Below are 21,073 nucleotides of genomic sequence, written 5' to 3'. Positions count from 1 at the left end.
GACCATTATTCTATCGATTTATCGTTGACCCACATCAATATCTCAAAGCCTATTTGCGCCTCATATGAACACAAAGCGCATATATGACTTCGGAGGAGGCAACTGGATGTCCCCCAATACCGCCGCGCCCGACGCGCTCGTGCGCGCGCACGCGCTACCCGGCAAATCGCTCGTCGCGATCCTGCATGCGATCCAGGACGATGCGGGCTACGTGCCGCCCGCGTGCGTCGAGCCGCTCGCGAAGGCGCTCAATCTGTCGCGCGCCGAAGTCCACGGCGTGCTGACCTACTACCACCACTTCCGCACCGCACCGCCCGCGCGCGTGACGGTCCGGCTCTGCCGCGCGGAAGCGTGCCGCAGCATGGGCGGCGAGGCGCTCGTCGCGCACGCGCAGGCGCGCGCCCGCTGCCGGATCGACGGCGAGCACGGCGAAGAAATCGCGCTCGAATCGGTCTATTGCCTGGGCCTCTGCGCGCAGTCGCCGTCGCTCACGATCAACGACGAACTGCACGCGAAGATGACCGCCGAGCGCTTCGACGCGCTCGTCGACGCGGCCGTGCACGCAAAGGAGCCCGCATGAGCACGCGCATCCACGTGCCGCGCGATTCCGCCGCGCTCGCGGTCGGCGCCGACGCGCTCGCGCGCGCGATCGAGGCCGAGGCGGCCCGGCGCGGCGTCACAATCGAGCTCGTGCGCAACGGCTCACGCGGGTTGCTATGGCTCGAACCGCTCGTCGAAATCGGCACCGCGGCGGGCCGCGTCGGCTACGCGAACCTCACGGCGGCCGACGTCCCCGCGCTCTTCGATGCCGGCTGGCTCGACGGCGGCGCACACCCGGCGCGCGTCGGGATCGTCGACGAGATCCCTTATCTGAAGCGCCAGCAACGGCTCACGTTCGCACGGATCGGCATCACCGATCCGCTGTCGCTCGACGACTACGTCGCGCACGGCGGCCTCGAAGGTCTGAAGAACGCGCTCGCGCTAGACGGCGCGGCCGTATGCGAGACGCTCGTCGAATCGGGCCTGCGCGGACGCGGCGGCGCAGCATTTCCGGCGGGCATCAAGTGGCGGACCGTGCGCCAGGCCGCGGCCGCGCAGAAGTACGTCGTCTGCAACGCGGACGAAGGCGATTCCGGCACCTTCTCCGATCGCCTCATCATGGAGAGCGATCCGTACTGTCTGATCGAAGGGATGATCATCGCGGGCGTCGCGACGGGTGCGACGATCGGCCACATCTACGTGCGCAGCGAATATCCGCATGCGATCGCGACGCTCGACGACGCGATCGCCCGCGCGCGCGACGCCGGCTGGCTCGGCGAGAGCGTGCTCGGCACGGCGCACGCGTTCGAGCTGCACGTCGCGAAAGGCGCGGGCGCCTATGTCTGCGGCGAGGAAACGGCGCTCCTCGAATCGCTCGAAGGCAAGCGCGGCGTCGTACGCGCGAAGCCGCCGCTGCCCGCGCTCGCGGGACTCTTCGGACAACCGACCGTCATCAACAACGTGATCACGCTCGCGACCGCGCCGATCATCTTCGCGCGCGGCGCGGCGTTCTACCGCGACTACGGAATGGGCCGCTCGCGCGGCACCCTGCCGTTCCAGCTGGCGGGCAACGTGAAGCGCGGCGGACTCGTCGAGCTCGCGTTCGGCGTCACGCTGCGCGAGCTGCTGTTCGACTTCGGCGGCGGCACCGCGAGCGGCCGCCCCGCGCGCGCCGCGCAAGTCGGCGGCCCGCTCGGCACGTACCTGCCCGACAGCCAGTGGGACATTCCGCTCGATTACGAAGCGTATGCGGCGGTGGGCGCCGTCGTCGGGCACGGCGGCATCGTGCTACACGACGACACGTCGAACCTCGCCGAGCTCGCCGAGTACGCGATGCATTTCTGCGCGCTCGAATCGTGCGGCAAGTGCACGCCGTGCCGGATCGGCTCGACGCGCGGCGTCGAGACGATCGCGAAGATCCGCGCGGGCGACACGTCGGAAAAGCAGGTGCGCCTGCTGCGCGACCTGTGCGACACGATGACCGCGGGTTCGCTCTGCGCGATGGGCGGCATGACGCCGTACCCGGTGCTGTCCGCACTCGATCACTTCCCCGAAGATTTCGGCCTCGCCGCGCACGCGCCAAGCGCCGCGCCGGCCGCGGCCTGACAGAAGGAAACCCGATGACTTCCTCCGCATTCGATTCGTCCCGGCAAGGCTGCGGCTCGGGCCAGTGCGCGTGCAAGCGCGCAGCGCCTGCGCGTCGCGCCGATCCGTTCGACGACACCGACTACGGCACGCCGCGGCGCCACACCGACACCGACGTCACGCTCGACATCGACGGCCGCCCGGTCACGGTGCCGGCCGGCACGTCGGTGATGCGCGCGGCGATCGAGGCCGGCGTCAACGTGCCGAAGCTGTGCGCAACCGATTCGCTGGAGCCGTTCGGCTCGTGCCGCCTGTGCCTCGTCGAGATCGAAGGTAGGCGCGGCTATCCGGCGTCGTGCACGACGCCCGTCGAGGCCGGCATGAAGGTGCGCACGCAAAGCGACCGCCTGCAGGACCTGCGCCGCAACGTGATGGAGCTCTACATCTCCGATCATCCGCTCGACTGCCTCACCTGCGCGGCGAACGGCGATTGCGAGTTGCAGGACATGGCGGGCGTCGTCGGGCTGCGCGAGGTGCGCTACGGCTTCGACGGCAAGAACCATCTGAGCGACGCGAAGGACGAGTCGAATCCGTATTTCAGCTACGACCCGTCGAAGTGCATCGTCTGCAATCGCTGCGTGCGCGCGTGCGAGGAAACGCAGGGCACGTTCGCGCTGACGATCGCCGCGCGCGGCTTCGAATCGCGCGTCGCGGCGAGCGCGGGCGATGCGTTCATGGATTCGGAGTGCGTATCGTGCGGCGCGTGCGTCGCCGCGTGCCCGACCGCGACGCTCGTCGAGAAGAGCGTCACGCGGCTCGGCCAGCCCGAGCATGCGGTCGTCACGACCTGCGCGTACTGCGGCGTCGGCTGCTCGCTGAAGGCGGAAATGAAAGGCGGCCAGGTCGTGCGGATGACGCCTCACAAGAACGGCCTCGCGAACGAAGGCCACGCGTGCGTGAAAGGCCGCTTCGCGTGGGGCTACGCGACGCACAAGGACCGCATCACGACGCCGATGATCCGCGAGAAGATCACCGATCCGTGGCGCGAAGTAAGCTGGGACGAGGCGATCGGCTACGCGGCCGCGCAGTTCCGCCGCATCCAGGACGAGCATGGCCGCGATTCGATCGGCGGCATCACGTCGTCGCGCTGCACGAACGAAGAGACGTACCTCGTGCAGAAGCTCGTGCGCGCGGCGTTCGGCAACAACAACGTCGACACCTGCGCACGCGTCTGCCATTCGCCGACGGGCTACGGACTCAAGGCCACGCTCGGCGAATCGGCGGGCACGCAGACGTTCGCGTCGGTCGGCTCGGCCGACGTGATCGTCGTGATCGGCGCGAATCCGACCGACGGCCATCCGGTGTTCGGCTCGCGCCTGAAGCGCCGCGTGCGCGAAGGCGCGAAGCTGATCGTCGTCGATCCGCGCAGGATCGATCTCGTCGACGGCCCGCACGTGAAGGCCGTCCATCACCTGCAACTGCGGCCCGGCACGAACGTCGCGCTGATCAACGCGTTCGCGCACGTGATCGTCACCGAAGGGCTCGTCGACGATGCGTTCGTCGCCGAGCGCTGTGAGCCGCACGCATTCGACGCGTGGCGTGAGTTCGCCGCGCGGCCGGAGAATTCGCCGGAGGCGACGGCGGACGTCACGGGCGTGCCGGCCGACGCCGTGCGCGCCGCCGCGCGCCTCTACGCGACGGGCGGACGCGCCGCGATCTTCTACGGGCTCGGCGTGACCGAGCATGCGCAAGGCTCGACGATGGTGATGGGCATCGCGAACCTCGCGATGGCGACGGGCAACCTCGGCATCGAGGGCGCGGGCGTGAACCCGCTGCGCGGACAGAACAACGTACAGGGCTCGTGCGACATGGGCTCGTTCCCGCACGAGCTGCCCGGCTATCGGCACATCGGCGACGCCGCGGTGCGCGCGCTCTTCGACGAAGCCTGGTCGACGACGCTGCAGCCGGAGCCCGGCCTGCGCATCCCGAACATGTTCGACGCGGCGCTCGACGGCAGCTTCAAGGGCCTCTACTGCCAGGGCGAGGACATCGTCCAGTCCGATCCGAACACGCAACATGTCGCGGCCGCGCTGTCGTCGCTCGAATGCCTAGTCGTGCAGGACATCTTCCTCAACGAGACCGCGAAGTACGCGCACGTGTTCCTGCCAGGCGCGACCTTCCTCGAAAAGGACGGCACGTTCACGAACGCCGAGCGCCGCATCTCGCGCGTGCGCCGCGCGATGAAGCCGCTGTCCGGCTTTGCGGACTGGGAAGTGACGCTGATGCTGTCGCGCGCGCTCGGCTACGAGATGCACTACGCGCATCCGTCCGAGATCATGGACGAGATCGCACGCCTCACGCCGACGTTCGCGGGCGTGTCGTACGCGCTGCTCGACGAACTCGGCAGCGTCCAGTGGCCGTGCAACGACGCCACGCCGGAAGGCACGCCGACGATGCACGTCGGCCAGTTCGTGCGCGGCAAGGGCAAGTTCATGATCACGCAGTACATCGCGTCGCCGGAGAAAATCACGCCGCGCTATCCGCTCATCCTGACGACCGGCCGGATCCTGTCGCAATACAACGTCGGCGCGCAGACGCGCCGCACCGACAATGTCCGCTGGCACGACGAGGACCGGCTCGAGATCCATCCGCACGACGCGAACGATCGCGGAATCAGGACGGGCGACTGGGTCGGCGTCGAATCGCGCGCGGGGCAGACGGTGCTGCGCGCGCTCGTCACCGAGCGGATGCAGCCTGGCGTCGTCTACACGACGTTCCATTTCCCCGAATCCGGCGCGAACGTGATCACGACCGACAGCTCGGACTGGGCGACCAACTGCCCCGAGTACAAGGTGACGGCGGTGCAGGTCGCGCCCGTCGCGCAACCGTCCGAATGGCAGCGCGCGTACACGCGCTTCAGCGCGGAGCAGCTCGCGCTGCTCGAGCGGCGCACCGCGGCGCCCGCGCCGGTAACGGGCAAGTGAGGTCGAAATGGAAAGCCGACACTTGATCGACATGGCGAACCAGATCGGCGCGTTCTTCGCGTCGATGCCCGATCACGACGAGGCCGTCGCGGGCGTCGCCGACCACATCCGGCGCTTCTGGGAGCCGCGGATGCGGCGCGCGCTCCTCGCGGCGCTCGACGATCCGCACGACGAGGCCGCGCGAAGCGTCGCGCCGATCGTTCGCGAGGCGATCGACAAGCACCGCGCGTCGCTCGAGCCCGCACCCGCGCCGCCGCGCGCGGCGTAGGACGCGGCATCGCGGCGGGCGTATGCGGATGCGACGCGACGACGGCGCAATGATCGCTCGCATCAGGAGCAGACGACGACGCGGCGGCGGCGCCGATCGTCGCACGCCTCCATGTCTGTGTCGGCGCCGCGCACATCGCGCGCGCCGTCTTCGTCAAGTCTCGAGCCGCATCCCCGAGAACCACGTCTCGCAATGGCGCAGCAACGCGTCCGTGTCGGCCGCCGGGCGGCCGCGCGCGGCGACGTAGCCGTCCGGCCGCAGCAGATAGAACACCGGCCGCGTGCGCCCATACGCGTCGCTCATGAGCGGCGCGCCTTCACCTTCCGCATCCGTCACGCGCCAGCAGCGCACCGCGCCCGGCATGATCCGCTCGAGCGCGTCGGCGAGCGCGCGGCCGTCTTCCCCCGGATCCGACGGCAATGTGTCGTCGATGTCCGCGCGCGGTTCGAGCACGAGCAGCGTGAAATGCGCGGGATCGTGCAAGTCGAAGAGGCGCGCGACGCCGGGCGCCTTGCCGAGCGGCCCGTCAAGCACGTGCACGAGCGCGTCCGGCGCACGCTCGCCCGCGCGCGGCCCGCCGTCGAACGCGCGCTCGAGCGTAAGCGGACTCTTCCGATACTGGATCGCGAGCTCGCTGACCGTGCGGCGCGCCGCGTCCCGCAGCGGCCCGAACGACGCGAGAATCGGCACGACATGCTCGCGCAACAGCTTGAGCGGCCCGCGGTCCGCCTCGACGACCTGCGTCGCGAAGCTCGTCTGCCGCAGCACGTCGCGTTCGATCGGATGGCGCTCGGCATGGTAGGTGTCGAGCAGACGCTCGGGCGCATTGCCGGCAAGCACCCGCGCGAGCTTCCAGCCGAGATTGAACGCCTCCTGGATGCCCGTGTTCATCCCTTGCGCGCCCGCCGGGCTGTGCACGTGCGCCGCATCGCCCGCGAAGAACACGCGCCCGTGACGCAGCTTCGCGACCATCCGGCTGTGCAGATGAAAGTACGACGACCACGCGAGATCGCCGATCTTCAGTTCGGGCGTCACGCGCGCACGCACGACGTCGCGGCACAGCTCGAGCGACGGCCCGTGCTCGTCGTCGAGCGCGCCGTTGCGCGGCGGGCGGTCCGCGACGAGCCGGTAGCGGCCGCTACCCATCGGAAACAATCCGGCAAGGCCGTCGCCCGTCGCGAACAAATGAATCTCATCGTCCGGCCAGTCGGCGCCGACGTCGAGATCGGCAAGCATGAACGTCTGCTCGAGCGCATGTCCGACGAAATCGACGTCGAGCAGATGCCGGACTGTGCTGTGCGCGCCGTCCGCCGCGACGACATACGACGGCTGCATGCTCTCCTCCCAGCCTTCGTCGTGGCGCAGCCGGACGTCGAGCGCGCCTTCCGGATCGGTGCAGCGCGTGAGCGTCACGCCGCGCTCGACGTCGACGCCGAACGTCGCGAGATGCTCGGTCAACAGCCGCTCGGTGACGGTCTGATCGAGAAACAGCAGATACGGATAGCGCGTTTGCAACGGATCGAAGTCGAGCTCGGCGATGCGCTGCCCGCCCGAATACAGGATCGCGACGCGCGCGCGATGCCCGAGCTCGACGAACCGCTCGACGACGCGCTGCTGCTCGAAGAGCTCGAGCGTTCTGGCCTGAATGCCGATCGCGCGCGAATAGCGCGCGGGCTGCGCCGCCTTGTCGACGATCCGCACCGGCACGCGGGCGCGCGCGAGGCAGAGCGCGGCGGCGAGCCCGGTCGGACCCGCGCCGACGATCAGGACGGGAGGAGTGGCGAGCGGAACGACTGCCATAAAGACCTCGTCGATACGCAACATCCGCAGTCTACGCCCGCCGCCCCGCCGCATCCATAGCGCGGCCGAAACGGCCGCCGCCGTCCGAGGTATGGGAAAATGCGAAGTTTCTCGCTTGACTCGCGTCATGGAATCCGCTTTCGACCGCGCATTTGCCGCACACCGCGCAGGCCGGCTCGACGATGCCGAACACGGCTATCGGGCAGCGCTCGCGGCCAACCCCAACGACGCCGATGCGCTGCACCTGTTCGGCGTGCTGCACCATCAGCAGGGCCGGCACGAAGAAGCGGCCGATCTCGTCGGCCGCGCTGTCGAGTTGCGCCCGAACGACGCCGCGCTGCAGCTGAATCTCGGCAACGCGCTCAAGGCGCTCGGCCGGCTCGACGACGCGATCGAGCGCTTTCGCAACGCGCTCACGCTCGCGCCGGCGTTCCCGCTCGCGCACTACAACCTCGGCAACGCTTACGCGGCGCAGGAGCGCCACGACGACGCCGTCGACGCGTTCGAGCGCGCGCTCGCGCTCGCGCCCGGCGACGCGTCGATCCACAACAACCTCGGCAACGCGCTCAACGCGCTCGGCCGGCATGACGACGCGCTTGCGGCGTTCCGCCGCGCGCTCGAGTTGCGTCCCGGCCACGCGGGCGCGCACAACAACCTCGGGATGGCGCTCGCCGCGCTCGGGAAGACCGACGAAGCGGTCGCGCATTTTCGCGCGGCGCTCGCCGCCGAGCCGCGCTTCGTCGCCGCGCATTTCAATCTCGGCAACGCACTCGACGCGGTCGGCCGGCATGCGGAGGCGCTGCCCGCGTTCGAATCCGCGCTCGCGCTGCAGCCGCGCTTTCCGCTCGCGCTGTTCAGTTTCGCGAACGCGCTCGCGGCGCTCGGCCGTCATCGCGACGCGCTGCCGCATTACGAGCGCGCGGTCGGACTCGATCCGTCGTTCGCGCTCGCGTGGCTCAACCTGGGCACCGCGCACCATGCGCTCGGCGCGCACGAGATGGCGCTGCGCGCGTTCGATCAGGCACTGCGGCTCGATCCCGCGCACTCGCTCGCGCAAATGCACCGCGCGGTCACGCTGCTCACGCTGCGCGACTTCGCGCGTGGCCTGCCCGCGTACGAAGCGCGGCATGCGTTGCCGGGCGCCGCGCCGCTCGGGCCGCTGCCGCGCTGGCAAGGCGAGCCGATCGGCGACCGCACGCTGCTCGTGCGCGCCGAGCAGGGTTTCGGCGATACGCTGCAGTTCGTGCGGCTCGTCCCGCTCGTGCGCGAGCGTTGCGCACGCTTGATCCTGCAGGTCCAGCCGGCGCTGCTGCCGCTCGTCGAGCCGATGGCCGCGCGCTGGCGCGTGAACGTCATATCCACCGACGCGGCGAGAACGCCAGCCGCCGACCTCGTCTGCCCGCTCCTCAGCCTGCCGTTCGCGCTCGGCCTCGAATACGACGCGATCCCGTCGCCCACGCCGTATCTCGACGTGCCCGACGCGGCGCGGCGCCGCTTTCGCGGCTCGCTCGGCGGACAGGCGAAGCGCAAGTTTGGGATCGCGTGGTCCGGCAGCGCGCAAGTGCAGGAAAACCGCGCGTTGCCGCTCGATGCGCTCGCGCCGCTCTTCGCGCTCGCCGACGTCGACTGGATCGCGCTGCAGCCGGCGCTGTCGGACGCCGAGCGTGCGGCGCTCGATGCGCATCCGCATGCGGCGCGCATCCATCGGTTCGACGGCCTCACCGATTTCGCGGCGACGGCCGCGCTCGTCGATCGGCTCGACGGCATCGTATCGATCGACACGGCGGTCGCGCACCTCGCGGGCGCGCTCGGCAAGCCGCTGTGGCTGATGCTGCCCGTCGCCGCCGACTGGCGCTGGAGCACGGGCGACGACAGCCCGTGGTATCCGCACGCGCGGCTCGTCAGGCAGTCGGAGCCGGGGCGTTGGGAAGACGTGGTCGCGACGGTCGCGGGCGAAATCGCGCGCGGCTGACGGAGGGCGGTCGCGCGTTCGTGCGTGCGCTGTTCGTCCGGGCTTCGTATCGGCGAATCGTCGCACGGCCACGGTGCGGTGCTGTCGAACGTTCTCGCCTTCTCGCCTTCTCGCCTTCTCGCCTTCTCGCCTTCTCGCCTTCTCGCCTTCTCGCCTTCTCGCCTTCTCGCCGCCGAGCCGCCGAGCCGCCGAGCCATCAGCGCATCGAGCCTTCAAACCGCAACGTCATCGATGTCGTACCTTCACGCCGGCACGCCCTGCCACCACATGTTCCGGCGACGCCGCACCGCCCCGTCACCACGGCGCACCGCCTCGCCAAAACAAAAACGGAGCGCCGAACGCCCCGTTTTTTCGCTTCGTCCGCCGCAGCCCGCTTGTGCCGAGCTGCTCGTCCGCTCAAGTCGTCTTGTACTGACCGCGCGCTTCCGGCGACCGGTACAGCACGAGCGTCGCGATCAGCCCGCAGATCGCCGCGAGGCCCAGCCAGAGGCCCGGCGCCGCCTTGTTGCCGGTCTCGTGGATCAACAGCGTCGAGATCGCCGGGGTGAAGCCGCCGATCGTCGTCGCGAGGCTGTACGCGAGCGAGAAGCCCGCTGTGCGCACGTCGACCGGCATCGCTTCGGTCAGCGCGACGACCATCGCGCCGTTGTACGAGCCGTAAAGGAACGACAGCCACAGCTCGACCGACAGCAGCCGCAGGAACGACGGCGATGCGACGAGCCACTGCATCGCCGGATACGCGGTCAGGATCGTGAGCGCCGTGAACGCGATCAGCACCGGACGGCGGCCGATCCGGTCGGACAGCGCGCCCGACAGCGGCAGCCAGACCAGGTTCGACAGCCCGACGCAGACGGTCACGACGAGCGCGTCGATCGCCGACAGATGCAGCACCTCCTTGCCGAATGTCGGCGTGTACGCGGTGATCATGTAGAACGACACCGTCGTCATGATGACCATCCCCATGCCCGCCAGCACGACGCCCCAGTTTTCGAGCATCGACTTCATGATCTCGCCCATGCCCGGACGGTGGCGCTTCGCGAGGAACTCGTCGGTTTCCTTCAGCGAGCGGCGGATCAGGAACAGAAACGGGACGATCAAGCAGCCGATCAGGAACGGAATGCGCCAGCCCCACGACGTCATCTGCTCGACGGGCAGCGCGCGGTTCAGCAGCACGCCGACGAACGCGGCAAACACGACGGCCACCTGCTGGCTGCCGGACTGCCACGACGTGTAGAAGCCCTTGTTGCCCTTCGTCGCGATCTCCGACAGATACACCGACACGCCGCCCAGCTCGACGCCCGCCGAGAAGCCCTGCAGCAGCCGTCCGAGCAGCACGAGGATCGGGGCGAGGACGCCGATCGTCGCGTAGCCCGGAATCGTCGCGACGGTCAGCGTGCCGAGCGCCATCAACGCGAGCGTCAGGATCAGGCCCTTGCGGCGGCCGTGATGATCGATGTACGCGCCGAGCACGATCGCCCCGACGGGACGCATCAGGAAGCCCGCGCCGAACACCGACAGCGACAGCATCAGCGACGCGAACGCGTTGCCGTTCGGAAAGTAGGTCTTGGCGATCGCGGATGCGTAGTAGCCGTAGACCATGAAGTCGTACATCTCCAGGAAGTTGCCGCTGACGACGCGGAACACGGTCTTGGCCTTGGATTCCTGCTGAACTGCGGGGGACGCTGTAGACATGTCTCTCTCGATAAGGCTGCGCCGCGGCCGCCCAGGCGGCCGCGGCGCGTATCACATCGTGTTTCTTGCCCCGGCGCGCCAGGGGCGGTGCAGATCGATGATGCGCTGCACAGCGCTCGCCATCTTACTGCGAACGACGACGGGATGCGTCAAAGCGTCGCTTGCGAAGTCATCCGAAAGGAATCTGAAAACCAGTGGATATCCCGGGGCTTTTCCGCCAGTTCGTGCGGACGATGCGCCGTCGCATTGCGCCGTTGCGAGATCGCGCGACAGGATGCCGACGCTCCGGACGCCAAACGAACGACGGGCCGCACCTCGGTGCGGCCCGCCATTCTTCCTGCGCCGATTTCGTGTCGCGCGCCGGTTACAGCCGCGTCTCGCGCGCCGCTCTCAGGAACGTGTCGAGAAGCGGCGTGCAGTCGAGCAGCTCGGGGCCGCCCGCACGATGGAACTCCGGGTGCCACTGGACGCCGACGACGAACGGCGCGCGGCGATAGCGGATCCCTTCGATGATCCCGTCTTCCGCCGATACCGCTTCGATGTTCAGATCGCGGCCGATATCGCGGATCGCCTGATGGTGGATCGAGTTGACGATCGCCTCGCGGCGGCCGGGGAACATGTTCGCGAGCGTCGAGCCGTCCGGAAAGCGGATCGCGTGCCGATGCTGGTCGTAGTGTTCGCTCACGTGCACGCCCGCCGTCGGCACGTCGCTCGCGATGTCTTGATAGAGCGAGCCGCCGAACGCGACGTTGATGAGCTGGCAGCCGCGGCACACGCCGAGCACCGGCTTGCCCGACTCGATGAACTCGTGCAGCAGCTCGAGCTCGTACATGTCGCGCACGCGATCGCCGGGCCACTCGGGGCGCGCGTCGGCGGCCGCGTAGGTCTGCGGCGACACGTCGGCGCCGCCTTGCAGCAAGAGGCCGTCGAGATGCTTCGCGTAGTCGCGCAGCCGGATGTTGCTCGGATGCAGCATCCCCTGATGGCCGACAGTCGGAATCATGAACACGAGCACGTTGCGCGACATCACCCAATGCGCGATCGATTCCTCCAGATACTGCAGCGTCTTGCCACGCAGCCCGGGCGCACCCGGCTCCGGATGGAAGATGCGCGCCGACACGCCGATGCGCAGCGTGCGCTGCGTGATCCGCTGGCCCGCGCGGTCGAACAGCCGGCGCGCACGCGCGGCAACGATCCGGCCGAACACCGACCACGGCGTGTCGCTTTGTTTCAGGTAGGCGGGCGGCGCGGGCGAAGCGGCGCTCGCGGGCGGCGGACGCGGCGTCTCGAAATCGGGTTGCGCGCCGAAGCCGGGCGGCGGCGAGCCGTTCTTGGCCGTGGCCGCCGTGGTGCCGGACATCGATGCGCCGGCTCCAGTCGCGCCGGAGGATACGGCGCCGGCTGCGGCCGAACCGGACGCCGCCGCGGCTGCGGCCGGCTGCGCGGCCCCACCGCCCGCAGCGACGCCGGGCGCACCCGGCTCGGCGATCGTGTCGGTCGGCGCGGCGCCGGGATCGCCGACGTCCTGCGCAGCCGCGATCTGCGCGGCGAACGCGCCGACGTGGACGGTCGCGCCCGCTGATGGCTTGTCGGAAACGGTGGACGGCGAAGAGTCCGAGCCGGCGTGGCCGGAAGACGTCGCGACGGAAGGGGAAGCAGAACCGGACTGATCGGCTCTTGCGGACGTGTTTTCGCTCATGACGGAGGTCTGGCGCGTCGGTCACGCGGAGAATCAACAAGAATTCATTATCCTTCAGTACACGATCGGCGGCAAACCGACAGAATTTCGTCAGTATTGTTGCAATGCTGTGTCGAATGCGTGTCGATGCCCGTTGCCATCGCGCGACATCGTGCATTTTTCGGCGTACGAAGCGGCGCGCGGCCGCATGACAGGCGCGTCGGCGCGGCAGGACGAGCACCGTTCGGGCGCTTCGGCCCCGTGCTCAGCTCAAACGTGATATCGACGGCCGGCGACAAGCATGAGCAATCGTGCACGAGCGTCGTTGGCGTATCCCAACGATTCCGCTCACGAATCAGCGTCCGACGCCGTTTCCGACCGCGCCCGATCCGGCATCCCGCCGCTTCGGCGCGCGGCGATCCGCGCATTCCACGCAACGAGCCAACGCACGCCGCCCCCTCGCCCTCGCGCCGCAACGCTGTTCTACAATGCCCGAACCCGGCCGCCGCGTCCTGACGTTCGCGGCTGCGCCACGCACCGTGCCGAGCCGCTTCGCGCGGCACGTCGCCAACCCAATCGAACCCGATACCGCCATGACCACGTTCGCCCCCTTCCCGCCGCTCGCCCGGCTCGCCGCCGATCTCGCCGCCGGAGCGACGACGAGCCGCGCGCTCGTCGAAGCCGCGCTGGAACGGATCGCCGATCCGGCAGGCCAGGGCGCGATCGCGTTCACCGAGGTCGATGCACAAAGCGCGCGCGCGGCCGCCGACGCGCACGACCGGCTGCGCGCGGCAGGCACCGTGTTGTCGCCGCTCGCGGGCATTCCGGTGTCGGTGAAGGACCTGTTCGACATCGAGGGCCAGGTGACGCGCGCCGGCTCGCGCGTGCTCGACGACGCGCCGCCCGCGAACGTCGACGCGATCGCCGTCGCCCGCCTGAAGCGCGCGGGCGCCGTGCCCGTCGGCCGCACGAACATGAGCGAGTTCGCGTTCTCGGGCCTCGGCCTGAATCCGCACTTCGGCACCCCGCGCTCGCCGTACCGGCGCGGCGTACCGGGCGACGAGCGGATCGCGGGCGGCTCGTCGTCGGGCGCGGCCGCATCCGTCGCGGACGGAATGGCGGCCGTCGCGCTCGCGTCCGACACGGGCGGCTCGATCCGGATCCCCGCCGCGCTCTGCGGGCTGACGGGCTTTAAGCCGACCGCGAGCCGGATTCCGAAGCAAGGCGGCGTGCCGCTGTCGACGACGCTCGATTCCTTCGGCCCGATCGGCGTGTCGGTCGCATGCTGCGCGCTCGTCGACCGGATCCTCGCCGGCCTCGAGCCGCACGTGCCCGCCGCGCGTCCGCTCGAAGGCGTGCGGCTCGGCGTGCTGACGAACTATGTGACGGACGGCGTCGACGCACACGTCGCGGCGTCGCTCGACGCGGCGCTCAAGCACCTGGAAGCGGCGGGCGCGATCGTGTCGGAAGCGCGCTTCGCGCCGCTCGAGCGGCTGCCCGACATCAACCGCTTCGGCTTTTCGTCAATCGAGGCGTACGCGTGGCATCGCCCGCTCATCGCGCGCCATCGCGACGCGTACGACCCGCGCGTGCTCGCGCGGATACTGAAGGGCGAGCCGGCGAGCGCCGCCGATTATCTCGATCTCGTCGCCGCGCGCGCAGCGCTCATCGACGAAGCGGCGCGCACCGTATGGCAGCGCTTCGACGCGCTCGTCGCGCCGACGGTTCCCGTCGCGCCGCCGCGCATCGACGAGCTCGAGCGCGACGACGACGCGTTCACGCGCACGAACGCACTCGTGCTGCGCAACCCGAGCGCGTTCAACTTCCTCGACGCGTGCGCGCTGTCGCTGCCGTGCCATCCGCGCGATACGGCGCCCGTCGGCCTGATGCTCGCCGCCGCGCCGCACCACGACGACGCGCTCCTCGCGATCGGCCAGGCGGCCGAGGCCGTGCTCGCGACGATCCGCTGACGCCGCCCGAGCGCTCGACGCCGCGCCGTCGGAATACGACGCGGCGTTCGCGTTAAAATCCGACGATTCATTTTCCCGACCGCTCGAAGGAATGCCGTTTCGATGAACAACCTGACGCTCTCGCTGCGCCGCGAACGACGACTGCTCGTGCTGCTCGGCCTCGTATGCCTCGCGCTCCTGGCCGGCGCGCTGTACCTGCAATATGTGAAGAACGAGGATCCGTGCCCGCTTTGCATCATCCAGCGCTATTTCTTCCTGCTGATCGCGATATTCGCGTTTCTCGGCGCGGGCATGACGAGCGGCGCCGGCATCGCGATGTTCGAAGCGCTCATCGTGCTGTCGGCCGCCGCGGGCGTCGGCACCGCCGCGCGCCACCTGTACGTGCAGATGAACCCGGGCTTCAGCTGCGGCTTCGATGCGCTGCAGCCGATCGTCGACAGTCTGCCGCCCGCGCACTGGCTGCCGGGCGTGTTCAAGGTCGCCGGGCTGTGCGAGACCGTCTATCCGCCGATCTTCGGCATTCTGCTGCCCGGCTGGGCGCTGATCGCGTTCGTGCTGATCGTCGTACCCGTCGCGGTGAGCCTGCTGCGCCACCGCGGCCGGCTGCGCTGACGTCCGCTGCGCGGCCGCGAAGCGGCGGGCGATCCCGCCCCGCCGCCGCCGTCGCGCACGTTTCAGGCCGCTTCGCCCGCCGCGCCGACGCAGCGGGCTCGTGCGGGCGCCGCGTCGGCTTCCCCAATCGGCCGCAAACCGCGCAGCGCGACGGTTTCCCGCCGCCCGGCAACTTCGGCCCGGCGCGCGAATCCTATGTGCATCATGATCGCCGCCGAATAGCCCGCATCATCGCCACGCCATACCGCCGCATTTTTGCGGTGCTATCTTCGTTTCCGGATGGCGATCTACGTGCGCGTGGCGGGAGCCTCTCGACCCAGCGTAACGCGCGCCTGATCCGCAATGTCCCGTGGATTCGCCATGACAACGCAAACCATCCGCATTTCCCGCCGCGGCCTCGTTCGCGCCGCCCCGCGCGACGACACGCGAGGCGTCCGGCCTGCCGACGACGCGCATCGCGCCCGTTCGCCGCGAATCCGAACGTTCGACGTCAGCCGATGCGTCGCGCATGCGACGCGCGACACCACTCGCCTTTGCCGGGTTTTCGGCGCGTGCCGCATCGATTTTGGCGACCGGGCTAACGGCATCAGCTTCCCGTTCCGCGTGCCGCGGCCTTCCGCTGCGATTCCGCGATCGCTGCACCGCGGCACGAAGCGCCGCTGCGTTATCGCCGCAGCCGCCCCTCGACTGACGCCGCACGCGACGAATCTCGACACCGCCCGCGCCACACGAGCGCGACGCGTCATCCACGCGGCAACCGCCGCCCGCCCGGCCGTCACGGTCTGATTCTGGAGAAGCGCCGGATGGAAACCTGGCTCACCGACCTGCAGCATCTGCTCGCCCGCGGCGACGCGGCCGTCCTCGTGACGGTCGCACGCGTCGACGGCTCCGCGCCGCGCGACGCGGGCACGAAGATGCTCGTCACGCGTGACGCCGCGCGCCATACGATCGGCGGTGGCCATCTCGAATGGAAGGCGATCGAGATCGCACGACAATTGCTCAAGGAAGGCGCGCGCGCGCCGCACGCGCGCCGGCTCGAGCGGCTCGCGCTCGGCCCGAGCCTCGGCCAATGCTGCGGCGGCGCGGTCATGCTCGCATTCGAGCGGCTCGACATCGCCGACCTCGGCTGGGTCACGTCGCTCGCGAAGCGCACGGCGGCGGGCGCGCCGACTGTGCGCAGCGTATCGTTCGGCCCCGACCCCGACGCGGTGATGCTGAGCGAGCCCGAGCCAGGCGCCGCGCGCCCCGACTGCCTGCTGTGGGACACGGGCGGCGCGGCGCTGTTGACCGAGACGATCGCGCCACGCGCGTTCTCGGTCGTGCTGTTCGGCGCCGGGCATGTCGGCGCGGCGCTCGTGCGCGTGCTCGCGACGCTGCCATGTCACGTGCGCTGGGTCGACGAGCGCGACGCGCAGTTCCCGCCGCCCGACTCGCTCGCGGGCATCCGCAACCTCGCGCTCGACGCGAACGATGCCCCCGACGAAGCGGTTGACGAAGCGGAGCCCGGTGCGTACTTCGTCGTGATGACGCACAATCACGCCCGCGATCTCGAGCTCGCGCACCGGATCCTCATGCGCGGCGACTACGCGTACTTCGGGATGATCGGCTCGCGCACGAAGCGGATGCAGTTCGAGCATCGGCTCGCCGCGCGCGGGATCGATCCGCTGCAGATCGCGCGGATGCAATGCCCGATCGGCGTGCCCGGCATCGTCGACAAGGCGCCCGAGGCCATCGCGATCGCGGTCGCCGCACAGATCCTGCAGACCGTCGATGCACGGCGCGCGCACGAGCATCCGGCCGCGTCGCCTTCGCCATCCGGCACCGGCGCGTACTGAATCGCCGTCATTCAAACCAAGATGCGACAACCGATACCACAATGACCCCGACACTCAAAGACAAGATCGCCCGCGCGCCGAAGGCGGAGCTGCACATCCACATCGAAGGCTCGCTCGAGCCCGAGCTGATCTTCAAGCTCGCGCAGCGCAACGACGTGAAGCTCGCGTACGATTCGATCGACACGCTGCGCGCCGCGTACGCATTCGCGGATCTGCAGTCGTTCCTCGACATCTACTACGCGGGCGCGAGCGTGCTCCTCACCGAGCAGGACTTCTACGACATGACGGCCGCGTACGTCGAGCGCGCGCTCGCCGATCACGTCGCGCACGCGGAGATCTTCTTCGATCCGCAGACGCACACCGAGCGCGGCGTGCCGATCGAGACGGTCGTCGCGGGCATCGATCGCGCGCTCGCCGACGCCGAGCCGCGCGGCTTCTCGAGCAAACTGATCCTGTGCTTCCTGCGCCACCTTTCGGAGGAAGATGCGCTCGCGACGTTCGAAGCGGCGCTGCCCCTCTTCGACCGCTATGCGCATCGCCTGATCGGCGTCGGCCTCGACTCGTCCGAGCGCGGCAATCCGCCGTCGAAGTTCGCGCGCGTGTTCGACAAGGCGCGCGAGCGGGGCCTCAAGCTCGTCGCGCACGCGGGCGAGGAAGGCCCGCCCGAATACGTGACGGAAGCGCTCGACGTGCTGAAAGTGGATCGCGTCGATCACGGCGTGCGCAGCTCGGAAGACGCGGCGCTCGTCGCGCGCCTCGCGAACGCGAAGATCGCGCTCACCGTCTGCCCGTTGTCGAACCTGAAGCTCCGCGTGTTCGACGACCTGACGAAGCACACGCTGAAGGACCTGCTCGATCGCGGCGTCGCGGTGACGATCAACTCCGACGATCCCGCGTATTTCGGCGGCTACGTCAATGAAAACTACTTCGCGACCGTCGACGCGCTGAAGCTTGGCGACGAAGACGTCTACACGGTGATCAGGAACGGCTTCGAAGCGTCGTTCGTGAACGCCGGCGACCGCGCGGCGCTGATCGCGAAGCTCGACGCGCACTGGCACGCGGCCTGACGACCGCACAACGCGCGCGCGTTGCGACGCGATGCGCTCGACACGAGACACTGGGGAAAGCTTGACGATGGACCTCTATCAAGGCACGGCCGCGCCCGCGAAACGCCCGGCGCTCGAGCGCCATTTCGGCATCCGCGAGTCCGGCTCGCGGCTGCGCACCGAGATCGTCGCCGGCGCGACGACGTTCCTGACCGCGATGTACATCATCGTCGTCAATCCCGGCATCCTGTCACAGGCGGGCGTGCCGTTTCCGGCCGCGCTGACGGCGACCGTGATCGTCAGCTTCCTCGGCAGCTGCGCGATGGGTCTCTACGCACGCAATCCGGTGCTCGTCGCGCCGGGCATGGGCATGAACGCGCTCTTCACGTTCGTGATGGTCCACGGCGGCAAGATGCCGTGGCAGACCGCGCTTGGCTGCGTATTCTGGGCAGGCGTGCTGTTTGCGACGCTCGCCGCGTTCAACGCGCGCAAGCTCGTCGTCGACGCGATTCCGGCCAACCTGCGGCACGCCGTGTCGTGCGGGATCGGCCTTTTCATCAGCCTGATCGGGCTCGTGAACGCGAAGTTCATCGTCGGCGATCCGGTGACGATCGTCCATGCGACATCGCTCAATCCGGTGATCGTCACGTTCCTGGTCGGCCTCGCGATCACGACCGTGCTCGTCGTGCGCCGCGTGACGGGCGCGCTCATGCTCGGCATCGTCGCGACGACGCTGCTCGCGATTCCGATCGGCCGCCTGTGGGGCGACGGCAGCGCCTACTGGCCCGCCGCGATCGCGACGAAGACCCTCGTCAACTGGAATGGCTTCGTCTCTGCGCCGGACTTCTCGGCGATCGGCCAGCTCGATCTGCTCGGCTCGCTGAAGTTCGCATACTGGCCGTTCATCTTCGTGATGCTGTTCACCGCGTTCTTCGACGCGCTGTCGACGTTCATGGCGATCTCGGAAGCCGGCAACCTGCGCGATCGCGACGGCAATCCGCGCAACATCCGCCAATCGATGATCGTCGACGCGTTCTCGGCCGTCGTGTCGGCGCCGCTCGGCACGAGCCCCGCGAACGCGTACATCGAATCGGCGGCGGGCATCTCGGCGGGCGGCCGCACGGGCCTCGTCGCGGTGGTCGCGGGCTTATGCTTCGTGCCGTTCCTGTTCCTGTCGCCGCTGCTCTCGCTCGTGCCCGCGATCGCGACGGCGCCCGCGCTCGTGCTCGTCGGCGTGTTCATGATGGAATCGATCACGAAGATCGAATGGCATCGCTTCGACGAGGCGATCCCCGCTTTCCTCGCGATGATCCTGATTCCACTCACGTACTCGATCACCGAAGGCATCGCCTACGGCTTCCTCGCGTTCGTCGTGCTGAAGCTCTTCACGGGCCGCCGCCACGACGTGAAGCCGGCGATGTGGGTCGTCGCTGCGCTGTCGGTTCTTCTCGTCGCGCGGCTCTGACTTCAATCGATACGGATTCCCTACGATGACTCAAACCGCTTTCCGCGCGCGCCTCCTCACGTTCAACGGCGATCCCGCGCAGTCGGCCGACATGGCCGCGTACGACGAAGACGGTCTGCTGATCGTCGACGACGGACGCGTCGTCGCGGCCGGCGCGCACGCGGCGCTCGCGCCGTGTCTCGCACCCGGCGCGACCCTCGTCGAGATGCGCGACAAGCTGATCGTGCCCGGCTTTATCGACACGCACGTCCATTATCCGCAGACCGAAATGATCGCGTCGCCCGCGCCGGGCCTCCTGCCATGGCTCGACCGCTACACGTTCCCGACCGAGCGGCGCTTCGCCGATCCCGCGCATGCGCGCGAGGTCTCCGCGTTCTTCCTCGATACGCTGCTTGCGTGCGGCACGACGACGGCGCTCGTCTACTGCACGGTGCACAAACAGTCGGCCGACGCGTTCTTCGAGGCGAGCGACGCGCGCAGCCTGCGGATGGTGGCGGGCAAGGTGCTGATGGACCGCAACTGCCCCGAATTCCTGCGCGATACCGCGCAGTCGGGCTACGACGACAGCGCCGAGCTGATCGGCCGCTGGCACGGCCACGGCCGGCAACTGTATGCGCTGACGCCGCGCTTCGCGCCGACGTCGACGCACGAGCAACTCGAAGCGTGCGGCGCGCTCGCGAAGCGCAATCCGGACGTGTTCATCCAGAGCCACGTCGCGGAAAACCTCGACGAGATCCGCTGGGCGGCCGCGCTGTTCCCCGAGCGCCGCAGCTATCTCGACGTCTACGATCACTACGGCCTGCTGCGCCGCCGCGCGGTGTACGGCCACTGCATCCATCTCGACGACGCCGATCGCCGTCGCTTCGCGGAAACGGGGGCGATCGCCGCGCACTGCCCGACGTCGAACCTGTTCCTCGGCAGCGGCCTGTTCGATTTCGATCGCGCGAACGCGCAGCGGATGGCTGTTACGCTCGCGACCGACATCGGCGGCGGCACGTCGTTCTCGATGCTGCAAACGATGAACGAGGCGCACAAGATCGCACGGATGACGGGCCATCATCTGAGCGCGACGCGGATGTTCTGGCTCGCGACGGCAGGCGCCGCGCACGCGCTCGATCTCGCGGACACGATCGGCACGCTCGCGCCGCGCACGGAAGCCGACTTCGTCGTGATCGATCCGGCCGCGACGCCGCTTCTCGCGCGCCGCACGGCGCGCGCGGAATCGCTCGAAGAGCTGCTGTTCGCGCTCGCATTGCTCGGCGACGATCGCGCGGTCTACCGCACGTACGCGGCGGGCCGCTGCGTGCATCGGCGCGACGGCGCGGACGCGCGCTGAATGCGCGTGTAGAAGACGGGCCGTTCGGCGAGGAAACACGGCGGCGGTCCGGCTGCATCGGCGCGCATCGACTGACGTTCGATTGACGTTCTAATGGCGATCCCGCACGACGCTGCGGTGCAGCAGCCGCGACAGCGCAGAGACCGACACGCGCGGGCACGCATCGAAACGCCGCCGACGAACGCGGCTCCCGCTCGCGGCCTCGCCGGACCGCCTCGCGCCCGCACGCGTCCATGCCCTCGAATTCGAATCGAACGCGACCGGCGCGTCCCTGCATTTCTTTCACGACCG

At 69.2% G+C, this 21,073-nt stretch carries 15 protein-coding genes; 12 read left to right on the top strand and 3 right to left on the bottom strand.

Translation table 11 applies throughout. From position 1 onward, the window contains the following. Positions 1–106 precede the first annotated feature (106 nt). The 4 genes from WS69_RS07920 to WS69_RS07905 are packed head-to-tail and all read left to right on the top strand — an operon-like array spanning position 107 to position 5,376. Complete coding sequence (locus tag WS69_RS07920) at positions 107–580, top strand: NAD(P)H-dependent oxidoreductase subunit E (protein ID WP_059470247.1); 474 nt, start codon at positions 107–109, stop codon at positions 578–580. Next, positions 577–2,145 carry a formate dehydrogenase beta subunit gene (locus WS69_RS07915; protein WP_059470241.1) on the top strand — a complete coding sequence of 523 codons (1,569 nt, stop codon included), beginning with the start codon at positions 577–579 and terminating at the stop codon, positions 2,143–2,145. The genes WS69_RS07920 and WS69_RS07915 overlap by 4 nt, the downstream gene beginning before the upstream one ends. A 14-nt stretch (positions 2,146–2,159) precedes the next feature. Beyond that, positions 2,160–5,108, top strand: a complete 2,949-nt coding sequence (gene fdhF, locus WS69_RS07910; protein WP_059470240.1) for a formate dehydrogenase subunit alpha — start codon at positions 2,160–2,162, stop codon at positions 5,106–5,108. Positions 5,109–5,115: 7 nt separating this feature from the next. Further along, entirely contained in the window at positions 5,116–5,376 is a 261-nt protein-coding gene (locus WS69_RS07905; protein ID WP_010116492.1) for a formate dehydrogenase subunit delta, read from the top strand. Positions 5,377–5,529: 153 nt separating this feature from the next. Here the strand turns inward: WS69_RS07905 and WS69_RS07900 are convergent, their stop codons facing one another. After that, positions 5,530–7,176 (bottom strand): FAD-dependent monooxygenase, encoded by a 1,647-nt coding sequence (locus WS69_RS07900; RefSeq protein WP_059470239.1) that lies wholly within the window; start codon positions 7,174–7,176, stop codon positions 5,530–5,532. A gap of 127 nt (positions 7,177–7,303) precedes the next feature. Here WS69_RS07900 and WS69_RS35270 point away from each other — a divergent pair, with 127 nt between their 5' ends. Then, on the top strand, positions 7,304–9,148 hold the full coding sequence (locus tag WS69_RS35270; RefSeq protein WP_059470238.1) for a tetratricopeptide repeat protein: 1,845 nt from the start codon (positions 7,304–7,306) through the stop codon (positions 9,146–9,148). Between the two features lie 396 nt (positions 9,149–9,544). On the opposite strand, the gene WS69_RS07890 is transcribed toward WS69_RS35270, so the two are convergent. After that, complete coding sequence (locus tag WS69_RS07890) at positions 9,545–10,840, bottom strand: MFS transporter (RefSeq protein ID WP_059470237.1); 1,296 nt, start codon at positions 10,838–10,840, stop codon at positions 9,545–9,547. 364 nt (positions 10,841–11,204) lie between these two features. After that, entirely contained in the window at positions 11,205–12,539 is a 1,335-nt protein-coding gene (locus tag WS69_RS07885; RefSeq protein ID WP_059470236.1) for a gamma-glutamyl-gamma-aminobutyrate hydrolase family protein, read from the bottom strand. 572 nt (positions 12,540–13,111) lie between these two features. Here WS69_RS07885 and WS69_RS07880 point away from each other — a divergent pair. The 7 genes from WS69_RS07880 (at position 13,112) to guaD (ending at position 20,782) form a co-directional block, all read left to right on the top strand. Further along, positions 13,112–14,488 carry an amidase gene (locus WS69_RS07880; RefSeq protein ID WP_059470246.1) on the top strand — a complete coding sequence of 459 codons (1,377 nt, stop codon included), beginning with the start codon at positions 13,112–13,114 and terminating at the stop codon, positions 14,486–14,488. Between the two features lie 102 nt (positions 14,489–14,590). Beyond that, complete coding sequence (locus tag WS69_RS07875) at positions 14,591–15,100, top strand: disulfide bond formation protein B (protein ID WP_010105562.1); 510 nt, start codon at positions 14,591–14,593, stop codon at positions 15,098–15,100. Positions 15,101–15,460: 360 nt separating this feature from the next. Next, complete coding sequence (locus WS69_RS07870; protein WP_059470235.1) at positions 15,461–15,886, top strand: hypothetical protein; 426 nt, start codon at positions 15,461–15,463, stop codon at positions 15,884–15,886. Between the two features lie 17 nt (positions 15,887–15,903). Then, on the top strand, positions 15,904–16,935 hold the full coding sequence (gene xdhC, locus WS69_RS07865; RefSeq protein ID WP_059470234.1) for a xanthine dehydrogenase accessory protein XdhC: 1,032 nt from the start codon (positions 15,904–15,906) through the stop codon (positions 16,933–16,935). Between the two features lie 41 nt (positions 16,936–16,976). After that, complete coding sequence (locus tag WS69_RS07860; RefSeq protein ID WP_059470233.1) at positions 16,977–18,002, top strand: adenosine deaminase; 1,026 nt, start codon at positions 16,977–16,979, stop codon at positions 18,000–18,002. Between the two features lie 67 nt (positions 18,003–18,069). Next, on the top strand, positions 18,070–19,446 hold the full coding sequence (locus WS69_RS07855; protein ID WP_059470232.1) for an NCS2 family permease: 1,377 nt from the start codon (positions 18,070–18,072) through the stop codon (positions 19,444–19,446). 25 nt (positions 19,447–19,471) lie between these two features. Then, positions 19,472–20,782: a guanine deaminase gene (guaD, locus tag WS69_RS07850; protein WP_059470231.1), complete on the top strand. Its 1,311-nt coding sequence runs from the start codon at positions 19,472–19,474 to the stop codon at positions 20,780–20,782. Positions 20,783–21,073 lie beyond the last annotated feature (291 nt).

This window comes from Burkholderia sp. BDU5 (genome assembly GCF_001522845.1).
Classification (GTDB): Bacteria; Pseudomonadota; Gammaproteobacteria; order Burkholderiales; family Burkholderiaceae; genus Burkholderia; species Burkholderia mayonis.
Note: the sequence above shows the minus strand (reverse complement) of the source record. Positions and strands in the feature narration are given on the sequence as shown.

What these genes read in the sequence shown, in the direction of transcription:
- WS69_RS07905 (WP_010116492.1), top strand. Translation starts at nt 5,116, where the DNA reads ATGGAAAGCCGACACTTGATCGACATGGCGAACCAGATCGGCGCGTTC.
- WS69_RS07875 (WP_010105562.1), top strand. Translation starts at nt 14,591, where the DNA reads ATGAACAACCTGACGCTCTCGCTGCGCCGCGAACGACGACTGCTCGTG.
- WS69_RS07870 (WP_059470235.1), top strand. Translation starts at nt 15,461, where the DNA reads ATGACAACGCAAACCATCCGCATTTCCCGCCGCGGCCTCGTTCGCGCC.
- WS69_RS07855 (WP_059470232.1), top strand. Translation starts at nt 18,070, where the DNA reads ATGGACCTCTATCAAGGCACGGCCGCGCCCGCGAAACGCCCGGCGCTC.
- WS69_RS07920 (WP_059470247.1), top strand. Translation starts at nt 107, where the DNA reads ATGTCCCCCAATACCGCCGCGCCCGACGCGCTCGTGCGCGCGCACGCG.
- xdhC (WP_059470234.1), top strand. Translation starts at nt 15,904, where the DNA reads ATGGAAACCTGGCTCACCGACCTGCAGCATCTGCTCGCCCGCGGCGAC.
- WS69_RS07890 (WP_059470237.1), bottom strand. Translation starts at nt 10,840, where the DNA reads ATGTCTACAGCGTCCCCCGCAGTTCAGCAGGAATCCAAGGCCAAGACC.
- WS69_RS07885 (WP_059470236.1), bottom strand. Translation starts at nt 12,539, where the DNA reads ATGAGCGAAAACACGTCCGCAAGAGCCGATCAGTCCGGTTCTGCTTCC.
- guaD (WP_059470231.1), top strand. Translation starts at nt 19,472, where the DNA reads ATGACTCAAACCGCTTTCCGCGCGCGCCTCCTCACGTTCAACGGCGAT.
- WS69_RS07915 (WP_059470241.1), top strand. Translation starts at nt 577, where the DNA reads ATGAGCACGCGCATCCACGTGCCGCGCGATTCCGCCGCGCTCGCGGTC.
- WS69_RS07880 (WP_059470246.1), top strand. Translation starts at nt 13,112, where the DNA reads ATGACCACGTTCGCCCCCTTCCCGCCGCTCGCCCGGCTCGCCGCCGAT.
- fdhF (WP_059470240.1), top strand. Translation starts at nt 2,160, where the DNA reads ATGACTTCCTCCGCATTCGATTCGTCCCGGCAAGGCTGCGGCTCGGGC.
- WS69_RS07860 (WP_059470233.1), top strand. Translation starts at nt 16,977, where the DNA reads ATGACCCCGACACTCAAAGACAAGATCGCCCGCGCGCCGAAGGCGGAG.
- WS69_RS07900 (WP_059470239.1), bottom strand. Translation starts at nt 7,176, where the DNA reads ATGGCAGTCGTTCCGCTCGCCACTCCTCCCGTCCTGATCGTCGGCGCG.
- WS69_RS35270 (WP_059470238.1), top strand. Translation starts at nt 7,304, where the DNA reads ATGGAATCCGCTTTCGACCGCGCATTTGCCGCACACCGCGCAGGCCGG.